General features: G+C 42.4%; 10 protein-coding genes and 1 pseudogene. All 11 read left to right on the top strand.

Going from position 1 to position 20,497, the window contains the following annotated elements:
* Positions 1-154 precede the first annotated feature (154 nt).
* The 11 genes and pseudogenes from MUCPA_RS11210 to MUCPA_RS11155 all read left to right on the top strand — a co-directional run bounded on the left by MUCPA_RS11210 (position 155) and on the right by MUCPA_RS11155 (position 20,490).
* Positions 155-1,876, top strand: a complete 1,722-nt coding sequence (locus MUCPA_RS11210; RefSeq protein WP_008506462.1) for an IPT/TIG domain-containing protein — start codon at positions 155-157, stop codon at positions 1,874-1,876.
* A gap of 21 nt (positions 1,877-1,897) precedes the next feature.
* A pseudogene (locus MUCPA_RS39515) lies at positions 1,898-2,134 on the top strand (hypothetical protein); the annotation flags it as partial.
* A gap of 1,408 nt (positions 2,135-3,542) precedes the next feature.
* Positions 3,543-6,803 (top strand): TonB-dependent receptor domain-containing protein, encoded by a 3,261-nt coding sequence (locus tag MUCPA_RS11200; RefSeq protein WP_008506460.1) that lies wholly within the window; start codon positions 3,543-3,545, stop codon positions 6,801-6,803.
* Positions 6,804-6,806: 3 nt separating this feature from the next.
* Complete coding sequence (locus tag MUCPA_RS11195) at positions 6,807-8,540, top strand: DUF4397 domain-containing protein (protein ID WP_008506459.1); 1,734 nt, start codon at positions 6,807-6,809, stop codon at positions 8,538-8,540.
* Positions 8,540-10,252, top strand: coding sequence for a DUF4397 domain-containing protein (locus MUCPA_RS11190; RefSeq protein WP_008506458.1), 1,713 nt, complete (start codon positions 8,540-8,542; stop codon positions 10,250-10,252). Before MUCPA_RS11195 ends, MUCPA_RS11190 begins: the two co-directional genes overlap by 1 nt.
* Positions 10,249-12,084, top strand: coding sequence for an IPT/TIG domain-containing protein (locus MUCPA_RS11185; protein WP_008506457.1), 1,836 nt, complete (start codon positions 10,249-10,251; stop codon positions 12,082-12,084). The genes MUCPA_RS11190 and MUCPA_RS11185 overlap by 4 nt, the downstream gene beginning before the upstream one ends.
* 31 nt (positions 12,085-12,115) lie before the next feature.
* Positions 12,116-13,492: a hypothetical protein gene (locus MUCPA_RS11180; protein WP_008506456.1), complete on the top strand. Its 1,377-nt coding sequence runs from the start codon at positions 12,116-12,118 to the stop codon at positions 13,490-13,492.
* A gap of 67 nt (positions 13,493-13,559) precedes the next feature.
* On the top strand, positions 13,560-14,459 hold the full coding sequence (locus MUCPA_RS11175; RefSeq protein WP_008506455.1) for a hypothetical protein: 900 nt from the start codon (positions 13,560-13,562) through the stop codon (positions 14,457-14,459).
* Between the two features lies 1 nt (position 14,460).
* Positions 14,461-17,799 (top strand): TonB-dependent receptor, encoded by a 3,339-nt coding sequence (locus MUCPA_RS11170; protein ID WP_008506454.1) that lies wholly within the window; start codon positions 14,461-14,463, stop codon positions 17,797-17,799.
* Between the two features lie 50 nt (positions 17,800-17,849).
* Positions 17,850-18,968 (top strand): FecR family protein, encoded by a 1,119-nt coding sequence (locus tag MUCPA_RS11165; protein ID WP_008506453.1) that lies wholly within the window; start codon positions 17,850-17,852, stop codon positions 18,966-18,968.
* Positions 18,969-19,626: 658 nt separating this feature from the next.
* Positions 19,627-20,490: a helix-turn-helix domain-containing protein gene (locus MUCPA_RS11155; protein WP_008506451.1), complete on the top strand. Its 864-nt coding sequence runs from the start codon at positions 19,627-19,629 to the stop codon at positions 20,488-20,490.
* Positions 20,491-20,497: the final 7 nt, after the last annotated feature.

The raw sequence follows: 20,497 nt of genomic DNA, 5'->3' as shown, positions 1-20,497 counted from the left end.
TTATACATAATGCTAACAAAATTACATGTCCCTTGAGGTTTTCTTAAAAAAAAGTTACGGCTGCAATAGGAGATTGCATTTTATTCCACACTCTATTAATAACAGGCATAAGGCTTATGTATACGGCCTGCTAAAGATTATTAATAATTGATTTATGGATAGAAACTTTTACAAGCAATTTAGAAAAGCAGGAACCTTATTTATTGCAGCCGGTTTTTTGATGTTTAGTTCATGCAAAAAGGATAGTGAGACCGCTAATACCGGACTTAAATACGGCATAACGGGCATCGAGCCTTTGACAGCAGGTAGCGGCGATACCGTAAAAGTTTACGGTGTAGGTTTTAAGGCGAGTGCCGATGGCAACCAAGTTAAAATAAATGGCGTAGATGCAAAGGTTGTTGCTGCTACCTCTGAAGTGTTAAACGTAGTTGTTCCAACTGCGCCTAAAACCGGTAAGGTAACGGTACAAACAGATAGTCAATCAAGCACCTTTGATCAGGAATTTAACTTGACAACAGTGCTCTCTGGCAATCAAGCCGCCAGTATTAATCTCTCGCCAGAAAAGTTGTATTTGCTCAGAGGTGCGGTTCACATGGCAAAGGGAACTGTTTTAACGATACAAGCCGGCACTATTATTCTTGCAGAAAAAGCAACATATGCGTCGCTTACAATTGATGATGGCGCGACAATCGTTGTGAATGGTACTGCGGATAAGCCAGTTGTTTTTTCTTCAAACCAACCCATTGGTCTGCGCAGTCCAGGCGACTGGACTGGTATAATCCTTAAGGCCTCTACTTCGACAGATGCCAATGACGTTATAAACTATGTTAGAATTGAATATGCAGGGTACCATTTGTCAAACGCCGCTGGAGCAGCGCTCCTGATAAACAGAGGTACTGTAGGTGGCAAAATAGCCAATGTGCAAGCGTCCTATAGCGGGGGCGATGGCTTTCGTTGTAATGCAGGTACTGGAACGACTGGATACTTTAAATATTTATTTGCATTTGGCTGTGCCGGCAACGACTTTGATTTTGCCGGGGGTAGCCGGGTTATTGCCCAGTTTTTAGTTGGCTTAAAAGACCCTTTGTATGCCGATCAGTTTGGGGCCGATGGTTTGCTGGTACAATCATCTCAACCCGTTACTATAACTAATTTAACCCTAATGGGGCCTAATGGACTGGCTCGTAATGCCGTTATCAACCCACCCAATTATAACTACTACAGAAATTACGATGATATACTAAATCCGCGTGCGGGGCGGGGTGTACACATTGGCGGTATAAATTATACTACCGGACAGCCTCAATCCGGCACCTTGCAATTGTTTAACTCTGTCATCGCCGCCTCGTGGCTTGCCGGTATTTCGCTTGATGGGCAGCAGGTATGGTCCAGGTATGGTAATGGTGCCGATGGTTCGGTTATTAAATATTCTTCTTTCACTTATACACTTGCAACTGTTGATAACACCCTCAACCACGATGTACCCCCTCTCCGCGGTTACATTTTTTCGGGAGAGAACCTCCGAAATGCCACAAGCGGGTTTGAATCATCAGCAAACACTGCACAGGCGGCAAATTTTAATGCCAGTAATGATTCGTTAAAATTGCAGCTTACCACGCCTTTCCTCGCAGCCACTAATCCCAATGCAACTTACGATGAGTTGGGTATTGCAAATATGGCGCTATACAGTAAAATATCAAGCCCTTTAATGATTCCTGCCACCGCCTCATTATTATTATCGGGAGCAATATTCACTGATAGTCAATTATCTGACAGTTTTATTGATAAGACACAAAAATTCAGGGGGGCATTTGGAGCCGTGGATTGGACACGGTCGTGGTGCAACTTCGTGCCTCAGCAAACGCCTTACAAATAACATATTCTTTATAAAATAAATATGAAATCATTTTTAAAATTTATGATTTGCGCACTGCTGTTTTTACAGGCTTGTAAAAAAGACGTGCAAAATTCTTCCGAATTAAGTGTTAGCGGTTTTGGGGCAGTTGCTTTTGCCAGCGGCGATGCCATATCTGTTTACGGAAGCGGTTTCGACCCATTGGCTGACAATAACACGGTATTGTTTAACGGTGTAAAAGGGGAGGTAGCAACAGCAACGCCTAATCGATTGCAGGTTATCGCACCTGTTTTGGTATCGTCCGGTAAAATTACGGTTACTGTTCATGGTAAAAGCGTTACCTGTGCGCAAAGCTATACCATAGTGAATGTTTTGCAGGGAACATATAACGATAATTTTATTTTAACCGCCGATAAAAAATATTTGCTTAGGGGCGACGTGGTTTTTAACTCAAAACTTTCTGTTGAACCAGGAACAATTATCTACGGAGAAAAAGCAACTCACGGTAGCTTGACAGCTAAGGACATAGATTTTAGTGGCAGCGCGGATAAACCGATAATTTTTACCTCTGATCAGCCAGCGGGCAGCCGCTTTCCCGGCGATTGGAAGGGGGTGATAATTGGCGCGGAAAATCCAAACAACACCGGCACGCAGGTGCCCAACGGAATTTTTCAGTACGTGCGTATAGAATATGCCGGGTATCATAACGCCACTGGGGCAGGAAGCGGTTTGAACATCAATTTAACTCCAGGCAGCATATACAAGTATATACAGGTATCATATAGCAGCGGGGCTGGTATAACAATGACAGCATTAAACGGCGGCTTTATCAACCATATAATTGCATTTGGATGCCTGGCTGATGACTTTAGGGTGTCTGGCACAGCCATAAAAGCACAGTTCGGCCTCGGGTTAAAAGACCCATATTTTGCGGATTCTTTTTATAAAGGCAATGGAATAACTACAGTAGGTACCACTAATAATCAATTCAGCAATTTTACACTGGTTGGATATAACCCCGATGCCCGAAATATATTAAACCTGGGCCCAACTGTAAACAGCGATGCAGGCAGCGGTATTTTATTAGGTAACGCTTTTTCACCTAAGGGTGAGCAGCTTTATGCATCAGATTTTATCGCTATTTATAATTCCGTAATAGCCGCAAGCTGGCAAAGCGGTGTGGCAATTGTATCTTCCCAAAACACGAACCTCAATAATTATGAAAATGAAGGCGGGTATGCGAGGATATTCATACGAAATTGTTTCTTCGCCGGCACGTCGCCGGCTCAATTGCCAGTGCGCGGCGGCATGTTTGGCCGCATTGATGAAAAATCAGTTAAAGGAGGATTTATAACCGATGGCATCCAGCCAAAGCGCGTAATATTTGGCCAGGTAAACGATACCACTAAGGTACTCAGCTTTTCACAGCAGAAGGACGACCTGGGCATCAATGGTCTTGCTGATTATAGCCATCTTAACGATCCAACTCTGTTGCCTGCAAACGGGTCAATATTACTAAAAGGAGCCATATTCCCATCCGGGTCTGATGCGGACAGCCCATTCTTCGATAAGAATGTGGTTTATATCGGCGCATTCGGTACTGAAGACTGGACCAAAAACTGGAGTAGTTTCAATCCTCAAGACAATAAATATTAATAGATACAGCTATCTAACTTATCCTACACATATGTTTTTTTACCCTAAAATAAAATTTTCTGTATTGCTGATTAAGCGGGGATTGCTGGTAATTGTTTTTGCCGCCCTTTCTATTATTGCGAACGCTCAAAATACTATAAAAACCGGTATCACAGGTATAGTTACTGATGACAAAGGCTTGCTTCCGGGCGTGGCTATAACCGTACTGGAAACCAAGCAGGTAGTAATCAGCGGCAATAACGGCGATTATTTCGTTGCTATAAAACCAGGCGAATATACTGTTGAGTTTAGGTTTATAGGTTTAAAAAGTGTTAGCCGACGCCTAATTGTGGGTCCGCAGCAACTTACACGGCTGAATGTAAGTATGGTGTCCGATTCGCGGATGTTAGGTACCGTTAGTGTATCTGCTACAAGGAAAGCTACCACGCAAAAAGCTTTGTTAGAGCAACGTCGTCAATCCACCAACATTCAGGACGCTATCGGCGCGGTTCAGATGGATAAGTCGGCAAGTATAACAACCGCTCAGGCATTACAGCGTGTAACCGGCGTAACTGTTAAAGATGGTAAATATATAACGGTAAGGGGGCTTAGCGACAGGAACATCGTAGTGCAGTTAAACGGATCGAGGCTTGCGGGTGCTGATGCCAGTCGCAGTTCTGTTGCAGTGGATCTGATACCTGCACAATTACTCGAAAATATAACTGTGGAGAAATCTATAACGCCTGATAAACCCGGTGATGCAAATGGCGCTGTAGTTGAAATTCAAACAAAAACAATCCCCGATAACGAGTTCCTGTTTCTGTCTGCTCAAACCGGTCTTAACGGAAATATTGGTTTGTATGGATCTGCTAACTCTTTTGAGGGCGCTAACATGGGCTTTTTCGGTCAAAACGTAAAAAAATTAGAGCTAACTAACGACTATAAAGATCTTATAGCCGATTATACCGCGAGAGGGTTTTCGCCCGGACGCGGCACAATTGGTACCGGTCTTACTCAAGCTATCCAGGCCAGCGCGGTAGACCAGGCACATTATAACGAGGCTTTAAGAATTAACAGGGTAATGGATGACGGCTTTAGTCCCTTTTTAACCACGCGCAGCCGGGTTTACTCGCCCGACCAGATCTACGGATTATCTTACGGAAATAAATATATGATGAAGGGGGGTAAGGTTTTGGGCCTTGTTTTAGGCGTAAATTACTATAACCGGTCGCTATCCAACCCCAACGGAGTTAATAACTTATACACGGTAAAAGAGCCTGTTATTTCTGGTAGCGGCACGCCCAATATTAATTACCCCAATGAGTTGCGTATGCTGCCGCTTTACAATTTGAATGAGAACACAGGCAACCAGCAACTCAACTATGGAGGTTTAGCCACCCTATCTTTCCGGTTTAACAAGTTTAACGAGGTGAGCTTTACTTACAATGGCAACTTTGGAACTGAAACTAACGCGTCGCTGGAGGACGGAATCTCAAACGCAGGTTTAAAGGTGGTTGATCCCTCTGTACTACCCTTTTTTCCGGATCATCAGCACATCTATGATTTTGTTTTGCGCAGTACGCAGCGGTCGCTTAATTCGTTCCAGTTGCGAGGCGTACACAAATTTATACCCATTAAGAAAGTACGTCCATGGCAGCTAACCTATAGTCTAAGCCGTTCAATCGCAAGTCAAAAAGATCCAGATTACCGTGATACTAAAATGCGGGTAGATTCGCTGGGAAGGGTTCCCAACCCTAATTATGGTGCCAACGTTGGCGATAATACCACGTCCTTGCTTATTCCATCTGAGTATGAACGATCATATTTTGCCTCCTCAGATCGTTACTATCGCGACCTTGGCGAGCATAATTCAAATTATAAGGCAGATTTAATTGTGCCATTTAAAATAGGCAGGGATACGGTATCTATATTTAAGGCCGGCGCATATTACTATGGCCGGAACCGAACCTACTCCGAATCGCTTTTCACACGTACAGATAATAGTGCGACAGCATTAAACGCATATGGAGGCTATTCGCAGGTGCCGAATAACCTAACCACACTCGGAGGAAACTTAAATGCCTGGAGCGGTGCCAACCTGGTTGGGGTAATAGGCAGTGCCAACATTCAGCAGGGACAGCCGCTTGTTGCCGGATATTTATATACTCCGCAAGCGGGCATTACACGTATCGCGGGATCAAACAAGCTATTTATAAACAGTTACCACGCCACACAGGACGTGGTGGCATTTTATAGTATGGTTGATTTGAACCTTACAAATAACTGGAGATTGATTGGTGGTGTAAGGATAGAAAATACGAGCTTTCAATCTACCCCCGATACGGTAAACACCAATTTCTCTACAATATCCGGTATCAAGGACAAGGAGTATTTTGATCGTAATTATAAAACCGATTATCTAACACATAATTGGCTGCCTTCGGGCTCTATTGTGTACAAAGGGATTAAGAATTTTAATTTCAGGGCAGCGTTTAGTAAAACGCTTATCAGGCCGGAATTAAACGAAATTGTGCTCTCAGCACAGCGCGATCCCATCCAGCAGCTTACCATTTACGGTAACAAAGATCTTCGTAACGGCGTATTCTCCAACTACGATTTCCGTACAGATTGGTTTATTGGCGATGAGGAGCTGTTATCCGCCTCTGTATTTTACAAAACGGTTAAAGATCAGATAGAACGTGTATATACCAACGGTACTATAGATCAGTACGGCTTTGTAAACAGCTTTGTTACCTTTCGTAATAATCCCACACAAGGCAAGGTTTACGGTATAGAACTGGAGGTGCGAAAGAACCTTAAACAACTTTTTGATATAGGCAAATATATCTACGTAGGGGCCAATGTAATGCTGGCCCGCAGCCGGACAACTATCGATTCTACCGAATACTACGTGATCAGCCTGCTGGATCGTAATGCCACCAAGACACGTCCGCTGGTTGATCAGCCAAACTATGCTTATAACATCAATATCGATTTTGATTATCCTAAATGGGGTACGCAGCTAAACCTGCTTTATAACAAAACAGGTAAACGGCTTTCTGATATCAACTCAGATGGATCACCCAATATTTACGAATATCCGGCAGCAACTTTTGACGTGGTATGGTCGCAAAAAATTACCCGGAAACTGGAATTCAAGGCATTCGTTAAGAATGCCCTAAACAGCGCAACCAATTTTTATTATGCCAATGCGGGTAACAGCAACACGTTTGGCGTTGATAACCGGGTTTATCTCCGTCGGTCCTACAACTATGGTTCGGTTTACACATTAGGGTTTAAATACACATTTTAAGTTATGAAAAAAGCACTCTTATCAGGCTTAATTATTTTGCTTGCTGCATGCGTGGTTATTTTACCGGGCTGCAAAAAAGACAAAAACAGCCTTACTACATTTGTCCCGGCGGATAATACCAAAAAGGATACGCTTCGCTTGTTTAATCTTTTACCGGACCTTGCCGCCGATTACAGTAAAAATATTGGTTACCTGGTTTATTTGAACGATTCACTTGTTTATTATGGCGGAACAGACACCTACCAGGGCTTTACCTATGGCGTTGCTCCGGCAGTATTGATACCTGCCGGCGGTGGCACTTTTTCTTTGAAAGTTACCAAGTATGAGTTTGCCGATCAATATAATAAAAAGCCTCAACCACCCGGAAAAAATCCGGACGCTGCCGCCGTGGTTTTACAGAAAACCATTACCGTTCCTGCACATAGCGGTTACAGCAACATGGTGTTTTATGACGATAACGGTAAGCCGAGTGCACAGTTTATACCTTTAACCGCTTCCGATCCGGGCGCCCCGGCCCCTGGTAAATTCAAGGTGAGGGTTGTAAATTATGGTTACCCGATGACACAAATTTACGGCACACCGCACCCCGACAATTCGGCGGGGCAAAAGTACGCGCTGCAAATGCAATATGCCGACAGCACTGTGGTAACAGGTAACGCTAATCTGGCATTTGGCAGCGTTGGACAGTATAGCGAAATACCTTACGGCACCCACAAATTTTTGATTTATAACAATACCACAAAAAAATACATTAATAATTCGGGCCCGTTGGATGACGTATTAAATACTTTTAATTTATCGCCTTTAACTGATTATCAAACCAGTAACTACCTTTTCCCTTGCCTGGGTCCGGGCGATCAGGTAGGGCTTGCAGATCACTCGACGATGCACCGGGGCAATATCGGCAGCTATCCTTTCGCCGCCGGTGGTTGTTACACTATTTTAGTTATTGGCGACGGTTACGCTGTTACATTAGATCGAAGGTACGGTGCCGGCCAGCTTGATAATTTTGGCCAGGTGCAGGTAGTGAACGCCAATCCAAACCAGCCCGATATGGCTGTAAAGGTTGCTTACGATGGCGGCCAGAAGGATGTTCCCTCGCTTCATTTTGGCGATTATACAACCCCGCAAATTGTTCCGGCAGGCAACGTAACCTTAACCTTTACCAGCGCCGGAAAAACCCTTTACACTTACAACGGTCAGGTATCAAGACTTGCAAATATTAGTTTTTACTACTACTCGGAATTAAATGGCCTGCCTGCCTTGTTGCCTGTAAGCAACACCATATCTTCAAACGATTTTGTAAAGGGCGACCCCAGTTATGGCATCCCTGCCAAGCTGCAACTTGCAAATGTAGGCGAGTTCAACCTATCGCCTGATGCGGGGAAAATATTTTTTACGCTGCAAAGTGTTAACTCCGGCGGCCAGGAAGTAAACATGGGTTATTACGCTGTTAATGATCAGGAGGTGCCTTACAAGTTTTTAGGCAGCAATTCAAGAATGAGTTACGATACGTTTATCCCCCCAACTAAGTTTAACGCGCGTTTAAGCGCTGCCCGTAAGGATAGTTTAGCCACAAAGCTGGTTGGTTCTCTTTCTCCGCCGTTTAAAACGCTGCCGGCCCCGGGTACCTATACTCTTGTTGCTGCGGGCTTATTAAATACCAATGATCCGGCTAAAAAAATAAGATTAATAATGGTTAAGCACTCCAATTTTATTTCAAAAGCAACCAACTAATGAAAAAACATTTAAAAGCATTGTTCAAAATAAGCGGTGCGCATTTCTTATGTGCTGCAATAGGTTTAATGTGGCTTTGCGCCAGTGTAACTTTAACCGGCTGCAAAAAAGACAGCAGGCTGTTTACTCATGTGGATTCCACTGCAGAAGTTCCTTCGCAATTTCATTTCTTTAATACATTTGCCTATGACAGCACCCTTACTTTTGCTGTTGACGGCTTGCCCAGAGAGGCTGTCAAGCAATTCAGCTTAAGTAAATACTATCCATCGTCAAGTGCGTTTAATCCAAACGAAGGACAGGCAAATAGTAAACTTATCAATATCAGCGACGCTGTTGTTAAAACAAAATTTGCCAACGCTCCTGACAATAGTACCTTCCAGTTTAAGCCCAATACCAGTTATATTGTGTTCAGCACATTTGCAGCTTACGACACAGTATATACACCCGTAAACACCATAGTGCCCAAGCTTATATACTACCCGGAAGATGTTTATCACCCTTTTGACGGAACTACCGGTATCAGGTTATTTAACTGTATAGCAGGTTCGTCAGATATCCGCCTTAGCGTTTCGCCTAACATTGGACAGGGTACATCGGTATCATTAATGCCCATCTACTTTTATACCACTGCACAACCGGCCCGGGCATCTGATACCTACAATGTTACCCAGAAAGGATTAAAAAATTTCTCGTTACAAATATCCAGCTACTCTGCGCCCCAGGTACAGCTCAGTTTTAAGCCCTTTCAGCTTGACGATGGCAAAAACTATTCTTTTTTTGCCGTAGGTGATATAACCAACTTTATAAAAGGAAAACAACCCAGGCCAAAGGTGTACGCGATGCATGATGGCGACCCGTCGAGTTTAAAGGAACTTACAGTTTCGTCGCTGTCTTATCCTGGTAATGCAAGTACAGCTGCTTTGGTTAAGGTTATTAACGATGCTTATAATGTTCCTGGATTTATCGGGTTTCTGTCAGGCAATGCTTCTGGTTTAGATGTCAGGTTTAATCAATCGGTTATCAATGTTTTGAGGTGGCCAATAAGCCCCACCGGCGGGGAAGATATCCATCTTGCTAATACTTTGGCAAACGGTGGCAGCCCCACCAGTATGTTGCAGCGCATATCCTATACCAGTTATTTTCAGCCGGGTCAGTACTCTATTAACGTAACGCCAGGCAGAGTTTACTCTCCAAACTACCACCAGTTTAATTACGATTTTCAGGTTGGCTCATACACTGTTTGTTTGTTGCCTGATAATACCACATCCCAATCATTGGGGCACCTTGTACTGGAAAACGATCTGGCGCCCGATGCTAATTTATTTAAGCTTAGGATAATAAATATTTTAGGTGGCAGCACCCAGGTAGATGTGCATATCGGCAGCCCAACAGGACCTATATTGGCAAATGCGGTTACTTATGGACAGGCAAATGACTATATAGCCTTAAAACCCAACCTGCTTACGCAAAATTTATACGTCACGGCGGCAGGTTCTACCGTCCCGCTGTTCCAGACAGGCAGCAATGATAAACCGATTGCTATGCCTTTTACTGCCGGCAATTCGGGTACGCTTTATATCATGGGGTTATTGCCCGGCACACCTTACAAGGGTGATAGCGGGTCATTTGGGCCTTACGTATATTACAGTTCTGATGCCTACGTTAATCCAAATTTTATTTTACAAAGCGCACAACTTTACTATATCTTATGAAAAAGACAAACACACTAAGTAACCAGGTATCTTGTATGCCGGCAAAATTGTCTGTGCATTTAGAGATTATATTTGCCTTATTTACATACGTTTATGATATTTTATTTAAACGCCGGGCATCAAATTACGCGTTTTTATTACTCGTAATCTTATTACAGGCAGCATGCAAAAAAAAGGAGACTGAAGTAGTGCCGGTGGTAACCATCAGCAGCTTAAGCAAAACAGTTTTGAACATAGGCGATACGCTGAGCATTAACGGAGATAATTTTAATACCACGCCGGAAAAAAACCTTGTTTCAGTTGCCACAATATCGTTTAAGGTAATTTCGGCCTCTTCAAACAAATTATCCGTAGTCGTTCCAAAGGGAGCGCAAAGCGGTACGTTAAGCGTTGGTTTTGCATTAGGCCAGGCCACAAGCTTTAACCAGCAAATTACCATTGTAGGCGGAACACAGCCTTCCATCACCAGCATAACCCCTGCCGGAGCTTATGAGGGTGATACTATTATCATAAAAGGAAAAAACTTTTCCATCCCTTATGATCTTAACTCTGTAACTTTTAACGGGACCAGTTCGGGTAAAATAATCAACGCGACGGCTAACGAGCTTAAGGTGGTGGTGCCGGATCTGTCTGACAGCGGGCCCATACAAGTTACTTCCGGCGGCTTAAACTCGCTGCCTATCCAATATACGGTGTCGAAAGTTGACCCGTTTGAAGACGGGCACATTTACTGGATGACCCCATCGTATGCATTCTCAGATGTTACTTACCAGGACGAGATTAGTGCAGAAAGGTTTATAAAAGGGCTGACAAATACCGGTTCGTCGCAAACGAGCCTGGTATACCAGATGAATAGTGCTCCATTTCCTCCAAATCCACAATATTATAACAGCCCTCCTTTTTACCCCGAGTTATCACGCACAAACCAACAGGGAATACAAGCTTACTCAATATACAACTATGTAGTTAACGATAATCAGCACAATGGATATTATCTTACATCCTCGGCGTACCCCTTCCCGGCTGAATATAAATTAATGAAGTTCAATTACAGCAGTGGTTCGGGCACCCCGGCACCTGTCTGGAGCCAAACGTTTAGCGTGCCCGCTTACAACAATTTCTATCCCGATCCCACAAGTCAATACTCCTCTGCTTCTATTCATTATACTCCGGGCCAGCAAATATCCATAGATGGTAACACCATTTATCTTAAAATGGGTATTAGCGACGATTACTACACCGGCGATGTATCAGCTACCTCTCCAGTTTTAACCCTGCAGAAAGGTCTCCTTGGTGATGCTAACGGTTATGACCTGAAATTTGGGAAAGACTACATTTTTTACAGCGTTGTTGGTGCTCCTCAATATCAAGTTGACCCAAGCAGTTTAAAAGAGGTGCGATATGTAAAAAAGGGGAGTAAAGTAAGCCAGTTGGTGCCGCTTGGTTTAATACCATATACTGATTTTGTTGTGTCAACTATGGCCGATGCTTCGCATGGCAATAACCTGCTTATTGTTACCAGGTCAAACGCAACTAATCTTAATACCATTTACAATTTTAACGCCGAAACGCAAAAACTCACTGTGTTGTACAATAAAGCTAATTGGGCTGATTCACCATCGGGAGAACAATACATCGCCCCCTTAAATTCAGGATTTTTATGGGCAGGGAAGCACATATACTATGCAAATCATAGAAACTCACCTTTTTATACCGCATTGCACCGATTAAATGATGACGGCAGTAGCGCTAAAGTGGTTACAGTTTACGGGCGTATGGAGCCCTTAACAGACAAATTAGCCGATTATTTCAGCTTGTTTATTGGTAAATAAAATATCCTTAATAGATAAAAAAGAGAGATAAATGAAAATATATTTCAAACATAAATGGGCAATAGTGTTGCTGATTACCATATCCGGATGTAAACGCGAGGTGGTAGTATCGCCCGAATTTGCAAACGCTTATACCCGTTTGGTGGTTATTGATGCGCCGGGTAACGGGCAGGTTCAGTTTTATTTAGACGGAAAGGTAAATGCCAACGGTGATTCGGTGATACACAACCCCGACGGCTCATTATACCAGCCAGACCCCGCCCAAAACAGTACCACCACTATTAATTACCCATCTGGCGGCTGGACGGATAACTCGCCCTTAAACTTTGCCGGTACATATGGTTTTAGCAATAAGCCCGGCAGCACCTATGCAACTTTTCCAAATCCTACCGGCCGTACAGCGCTGGCGCCAATTATAGATAATGTTAACTATTACAATTGGGCGGCCCTGCCGACCTCACAACATAATCTGACCTTTTACAGCGTAATAAAGTCAAGCGTGTTTGGCAACCCGATATTGGTAAGAGGTAGTAAGTTTTTTGATCAGTCTGTTACTTTAGAGGGGGGGGCCATACAAACGTTTTTATTGGTTAATAAAGCGGTTGCCAAGCAATTTGTATCGGCAGAGAATAATAATGTCAATTCAGCTTTGCCTATATATAATATTAATGAGGCGGTTAACTATTTTTCTAACCAGTTTGATATCGTCACCATAAAGGACCATCCTGATCATTTACCCCGGTTTAAAGATTCGTCGGCTTATATCAGGTTTATAAACGTTACGCCCGCTTATGCCGATCAAAGTGTAAATCAAAGCACAGGTTCGCTTGATATTTACATAGCGCCTTTGTATGGGCTACGCCCTGGTATATACAGCATGCAGGGCGGAGGTGTGTCTAATACGATAGATAGCGTAGGAGCCGAGGTTCCGGTAGTAAAAGGGCTGCAGCGTTACCAGTCGACCGTTGATGAGCCTTTTTATGAAATCAATGTGGCGGCCAATATGCGCATAAACAAAACTACCGGTAAGCCCGATACCACACGCGCCGCCGGCAAAACAAGGGTGCCGCGTTACTACAGGGTACTGGCCTACCGTGCGGGTCAATCAAGCGCCACTGGTAGCATTCCGGTAGCAATTGGCGATTGGCTTGCTGTGTTCAACCAGTTCCCTAAGGCCGATTATACCTATAGTACCACAGGACAACCATTAACCGGCACCGATATAGACAGTTGGCTGGTGAGATCAGACGGCACCAATTTTCACCCCGCTATATGTACTATACCAATTGCCGTGGATCAGAATCTTTTCCAGGATGTAAATGGAGTAGCCCAAACGTACTATCTCGGGTTTAGGTCTTGCATCAATTATCAAAGGGCAGGTGTTAATTCCGTTTTCTTTCCAAAATAATATAATTAATACCAGTTGTAATGTATAAAACATTATAGCGCGGTTAACAGATAAAAACAGATTACCAATGAAAAAAAATTACGCTGAAAATTATCCTGATACTCCGGCGGGTTTGCTGCAAAAAACTTGTTTGCTTTTATTTATAACATTAGCGTTTGTTTTTGCAGGATGTAAAAAAGGGGTTGAGCCAACGGCAGCCGAAGCATCACCTAATGGCCAGTTATCGCGCTACGATCTTTTACTAAGCGATTATGACGTATTACCCGTTAACACATTTACGTTTTCGTATAACAATGATGGCAAAATAACCAACCTGTTTCAAAGATCAGGTCAAAATTTATTGTCATTCAGTTTACAATACAACGGCGATAAATTAATAAAATCGGTTGCTAATAACCAGGGTGTACAAACAATATTCTACAATACAAGCGGTAAACCTGCAAGGGTAGATTATACCACGCTTAGCGATACCGGCAAATTAGTTTTTAATTATGATGCTGCCGGTAAGCTAACTGGCGTTTTGGATTCTGTTAAAAAGCCGCTGAGTTTTGCCATACGGTACCAATACCTGTTTACATACGATGTAACAGGGGGCAACGTTGTAAAAATCATTAAAAACCAACTTGATTTGCAGGGCAGGGCCACACTAAAACAATACAGCTTTTATAGCTTCGATGATAAGCCCAATCCTTTTTCTGGATTACCATATTTGCAAAGTAGCAGCACCTTGCCGGGTGAGTTTGCAGCGCTTGTAAACAAAAACAATATTACATCAGCCCAATTGGTAGGTACCATACTTAATCCATCTTCCGGTGGGTCGGTGCCAACCTTAGATACCATAACTGTTTATCGCGCTTTGCGCACATACCAATACAACAGTAAAGGGCTCCCATTTAAAGTTGACGAGAAGTTTAACGATATACAATTCAATTATTCAGGCAAGCGCTCCTTCAATTATGAATATTAATATGCAATCTAAATCTTATCATTTTATAAATACCGCCAGGTATGTCGTAACGATAATGCTGCTGGTATGCCTGAGCATATTGAAAGGATATTCTCAGGAAACCACAGGTTCGTTAAGCGGAAAAATTAACGATGAAACCAGCGGGTTTTTGCCGGGGGCAACTATTACCGCCGTGCATTTACCTACCGGCACAAAATATGTAACCTCAAGCAACGAGTTTGGCAGGTACTCGCTGGTGAATTTAAGAGTAGGTGGCCCATATGTTATCAGTATTGTATTCATTGGGTTTGAAGGCCAATCGCGTGAAAACGTTAACATTGGTTTGGGTGCCAACGCTTCGATAGATTTTACGCTAAAATCAAACGCGCAAACCTTAAACGAGGTTGTTATCAAAAGCACGGGGGCGCCCCGCGCAAATGTTACCGGAACCGGTTTAAATATATCATCAAACCGTTTACGTAACCTGCCGGCCAGTTCTCGCAGTTTTCAGGATTATACACGGCTTACCCCGCAATACAACGGCAATTCATTTGTTGGTACTAACTTCAGATATAATAATGTAACTATAGATGGTGCAATCAATAATGATGCGATTGGCTTTAGCCCCTCGCTTGGCGGCCAGACAGGTACTTCAGGCCAGATAGGCAGCTCTACGCGAACCAACCCAATCTCTATCGATGCGATACAGGATATACAAGTTTATGTAGCACCGTACGATGTCAAGATTGGTAACTTTACAGGTGGCAGCATCAATGCCGTAACACGTAGCGGTACAAATAATATAGAAGGTTCGGTTTACGCTTTTGGGCGCAACAATACACTTACAGGTACTGATTATGCCGGCGGGACAGGTCGTTTATCAAGCAGTTTTCACGATCTTCAGACCGGGTTTCGCGTTGGCTTTCCTCTCATTAAAGATAAATTATTCTTTTTTACCAACGAAGAGCTTACCGATAGAAGAGAGCCGCTTGCCCAAACGATTGCATCGCCCGCGGTTCAGGCTATTTTGACAACCTCAGATGCCAATAACATCATTAATTATTACAAAAACAGTGGCTTTGGGTTTGATCCCGGAACGGCAGGTGCATACAATATTTACTCAAAATCTACTAAGTTTTTTAACAGGATTGATTGGAACATTTCTGATAAGCACCAGTTGGCTGTGCGTAGCAATGTAGTTAACTCTAATGCAACAAACCTTACCCGGGATGATCAAAACTTCAGGTTTTCAAGTATCGATTATACCCAGCACAATAACCAGGTGGCAACCGTTGCCGAGTTGAAATCCCGCTTTAACAGTGTAATGGCAAATAACCTCGTGGTGGGCTATACAACGGTTCATGATTATCGTGATCCCTTATCTTACGCTTACTACCCGCAAATACAAATTGGCGGCCGCACGCTTGGCACAACTATATTGCTGGGTACCGACCGCGAAGCAAGTATTTTTAATATGAAGCAAAAAAGCCTGGAGCTGACTGATAATTTTACCATATTTAAAGGTAATCATACTATCACAATAGGAACACACAATGAACTTTATAATATCACATATGGTTTTGTAAATTCGCCAAACGGTCGTGTGGATTATGCCAACGTCGATGATTTTTTAGCGGGCAACCCCAGCAGGATAAGAGGGAACTTTTTGTACGCAAACCAAGATCGAAACTATATCCTTAATCATCCATCGGCAGCATTTAAAGTAAATATGTACAGCGTTTACGCAGAGGACGAAATTATATTTTCAAATCGTTTTAAACTTATTCCGGGGCTTCGGCTGGATATGGTCGATTTGCCAAATAAACAACCACTGTCTATAAAAACCGCCAACGCGCAGCAAGACTTGTTTTACGGGACAACTTACACTTACACACAGCCGTCAGCAATAACAAACAATTACTTTGGACAAATACAGGTATCGCCGCGCATTGGTTTTAATTTCGATATCAATGCAGATAAAAAAGTGGTGTTAAGAGGTGGCTCTGGTTTATTTACCGGGCGCATACCATTTGCATGGCTCGGCTACGCTTTTTACAATAACGGCAATACATATGGCGCTTTTGATAAAAGATACAATTACACAGGCAATCCAACAGCCGTCCCCCCTGTGCCACCTACGGTTCCTAATCCCGGTACCGATCCAAGGAAGCCGTCGGGTACCGGCATAGCCGGAACTGCTGTGAATGAAAATGGTCAATCGGCTCTGGATGCAAACGGACCGACGCAAGTTGACCTGGTTGATAACAATTTTAAGATGCCGCAGGTATGGCGTACAAGCCTTGGCTTAGATGTGGATGCCGGGTCTGGCTACAAATTTACTATAGAAGGTATTTACACCAAGACTATCTACGACGTACAGTTCAAACAAATCAATCAGCAGGATAGCGCATCCTATTACCAGTACGATATTAATCAACAACAGCCTGTTTTCTCAGGAAAATCAAATAACCCTATATTTACATCAATGTACTTGCTGTCCAACACGCATCAGGGTTATCGGTACAGCATTACCGGTCAGTTAACCAAAACTTTTCCTTTTGGTCTTGATGTGATGGCCGCGTATACCTATGGTGTATCAAAAGATTTGGCAAACGGCATTCGTAACTCGATGGAATCCAACTGGCAGCTAAACCAGGCTTTGAACCCCAATAATCCGCAACTTGCCTACTCCAATTTTGATATTCGAAATAGGATAATAAGCGCCGTTAATTATCGGGTTGCTTATGGTGCCCAAAAAAGATATCAAACAAATGTAAGCTTGTTTTTTAGTGGCTCGTCAGGCTCTCCCTTTACTTACGGCTTTGTAAATACCCCAATCAATATTCAAAATACAGGTCAGCAGGTAACCCTGGCATATATACCAACCTCCGGCGAGATCATTAATTTTTTTCAAACCGGTAACGTGCTGCTATCTAATAATACTATAGCCTATAAAACAGCAGCCGATCAGGCCCAGGAATTTGAGCAATACATCCGGTCGGTACCATATTTGAAAGATCATAGGGGAGAATTTACACAGCGAAACGGTGCGCGTACGCCATGGAATATCAATGCAGATATGCGCGTATCAGAAACAATAAAGCTGTCTTCTAAATTTAACCGTTCCGTTACGGTAAGCCTGGATGTTTTTAACTTAACCAATTTGCTGAATAGGAACTGGGGCAAGGTGTATTTTTCGTCTGATTTGTTCAATTCTTCGGCAAGTGTTGGCTTAAGACCAACCGGGACTACCACAGCAGGTTATCCTATCTATGTTTGGGAAAAGCCGTCAACTCCGTACCAAGTAGATATAAACCAATCAAGATGGCAGATGCAAGTAGGTGTGCGATATAATTTTTAATATTTTGCAAGCTGCATAGGAGATTGATGTATTTTTGATACTATATATTTATGGATAAAAAGGAATTTACGCTTTTAGTAAAGAAATACCTGGCCGGGAACGCAACGGACGTCGAAAAAAGATTTGTAGAAGCATATTACGAAGAGCAAGACTCCGGCTCATCAATTGATGATATATTGAGTACAGAAGAAATTGGTTTTACAGGGCAGGAAATGTTCCAAAATATCCACCAGCGCCTTAACAAATTACCTGATACAGTAGAAGTACGAAGATTTAACTGGAAAAGATATGCTGCCGTAGCAGCAATGCTAACTGCCATTGTATCGGTAAGTATTTGGTTTTTTAATCGAAATTCACAATCGGAGAATTTGGCTTATAATAACTATCATACTAAACGCGGGAATCTAAGCAAGATTATCTTAAGTGACGGCACATTGGTTTGGCTGAATGCAGACAGTAAATTCAGGTGTCCGCAATCATTTGACGGGGCCACTACAAGAGAGGTTTATTTAGAAGGAGAAGCCTATTTTGAGGTTGCAAAGGATAAGAAGCACCCTTTTTTAGTGCACACACGAAATTTGACAACAAAGGTTTTAGGAACAAAATTCAATGTAAATGCTTATGATTCAAATAAAGCAATTGAAGTAACGCTATTGGAAGGAAAAGTAATGCTGACAACAGGGAATGCCGGTATTATTAAGAACAAGAAGCAAGATACGCTGTACTTAAAACCTAATGAAAAAGCTTATTTTAATGGAGATAGGGCAATGGTAAAAATATTGACCCAACGGCCAACAGCATTGGCACCTCAAATAAAAGATTCAGGAGCAAATATTTCAGCTACTGTTAAAGCATCCTATCGTCCTCTGTTAAAGATTCCTGTTGAAAATGCTGCTATTTCCGCATCCTGGAGAGTTGGGCATCTGGTGTTTGATAACGAGCCACTTCAAAATGTGATCGCATCGCTTAGTCGTAAATATGATGTATCGATAAATGCTAAACAAAGCTTGCTTAATTTTCCGGTATCATTAAATCTTGCAGATGAACCACTTGAAGAAGTCTTATTGGAGATTACTAAACAGTTAAAACACGACAGCTTGAAGGGAGGTTCGAAAAGCGATGGTGATGGGCAATTCAAAAAGGTAGGATCTGAATATTATATAGAATAATACAAAATGCAAGGATAATGTTAAAATTCACTTCATAGGTAAAAACCTGAAAGAACTAAAAAGGATATTTCAGTGGAAATGCATGAATTTCAGGTGTTGGTGCAAAACATCCGTTTGGCTTACAGAACATGATCCCTTAAATAAAATTTAACAATAGAAGGCAGTGTGGAAACGCCTTCCTTTTTTAAAAGACTTTATGATGCAAGCAACCTATTGGGCCATCTCTGTTTTATTGGTACTAAATATTGGAATAATAGTTTTAGGCTGTCAGATGGATAAGCGTATATATGGCAGGGTTTACTGGCCGTTTTTACCGGGACATTTCTTCCTGAATAAAAGTTATGAGGAGCCGGTAGTCCGCTTTCTGACGAGTAAAGGCGGGATAATGATATTGAGCTTGGTATTTATGGCGACGATAATTTTAACGGGATTTATCCATCCAGCAATTTAAAGGGAACGACGGGAACGATTATTATAACCCGAACCTGTTAAGGAAAACGGTCGCTTGCATTTTTTTTATTTCAAAAATATGGCCGTTTTGATCCCGATTTTGGATCAGTAATCGATCAGGAAAATAAGCTATTTGATCTTCCACTGCTATAAAAATAAAGCTGATCGATACAATTACTATCTTTGCAATTGCTTCATTCCAGGATTCATGAAATTACATTATCTCGATCCGGTGTCCGCCGGTGAACTACACCTTACCATTAATGAATCTGATTTTGACCGTCTGTTTTTCCAGCGCGACCGTAAGGATAAATTTTTAACCATTGCCTGGAATAACGGAGCTGATCAAAAAGTAACCATCGACGGCGTAACCAGTACTTTTCCGTCGCAATCAGTTTTGCCGTTAATGGTGAATCAAAGCTTTAGCTTTGAGAAAACAGAACAGATCATTGCCTGGCAATACAATCGCAATTTTTATTGTATTGTCGATCATGATAAAGAAGTAAGCTGTGTAGGTTTTCTTTTTTACGGATCGGCAGATACGATGTTTATCAACTTAGATGAGCAGCAGCAAAAAAAGCTAACCCTGTTATTAGAAGTATTCATTGACGAATTTGATGATAAGGATATTATTCAAAGAGATATGCTTCAAATGATCCTGAAGCGGTTAATCATCATCATTACCCGCCTGGCCAAAAAACAATACCTTACCAATAAAGCCATAACAGATGATAAGCTGGATGTGTTGCGAACGTTTAACGTCATGGTTGAAAACAATTACCGTAAAGAACATACCGTGCAATTTTATGCCGATCAGTTAAACAAGTCGCCAAAAACGTTGGCTAACTACTTTGCGCTATACAATCATAAATCGCCATTGGCTGCAATACAGGAGCGTATTATTCTGGAGGCTAAGCGCCTGCTGATGTACACCGATAAATCTGCCAAAGAGATAGCCTATGATTTGGGTTATGATGATGCCGCCTATTTCAGTAACTTCTTTAAAAAACAAAGCGGTTTATCCCCTACTGATTTTAGGAATTCAAAATCGTCTTTAAATATCGGGCAATAGTTACATG

Origin of the sequence: Mucilaginibacter paludis DSM 18603 (assembly GCF_000166195.2) — a bacterium.
GTDB lineage: Bacteria > Bacteroidota > Bacteroidia > Sphingobacteriales > Sphingobacteriaceae > Mucilaginibacter > Mucilaginibacter paludis.
Note: the sequence above shows the minus strand (reverse complement) of the source record. Positions and strands in the feature narration are given on the sequence as shown.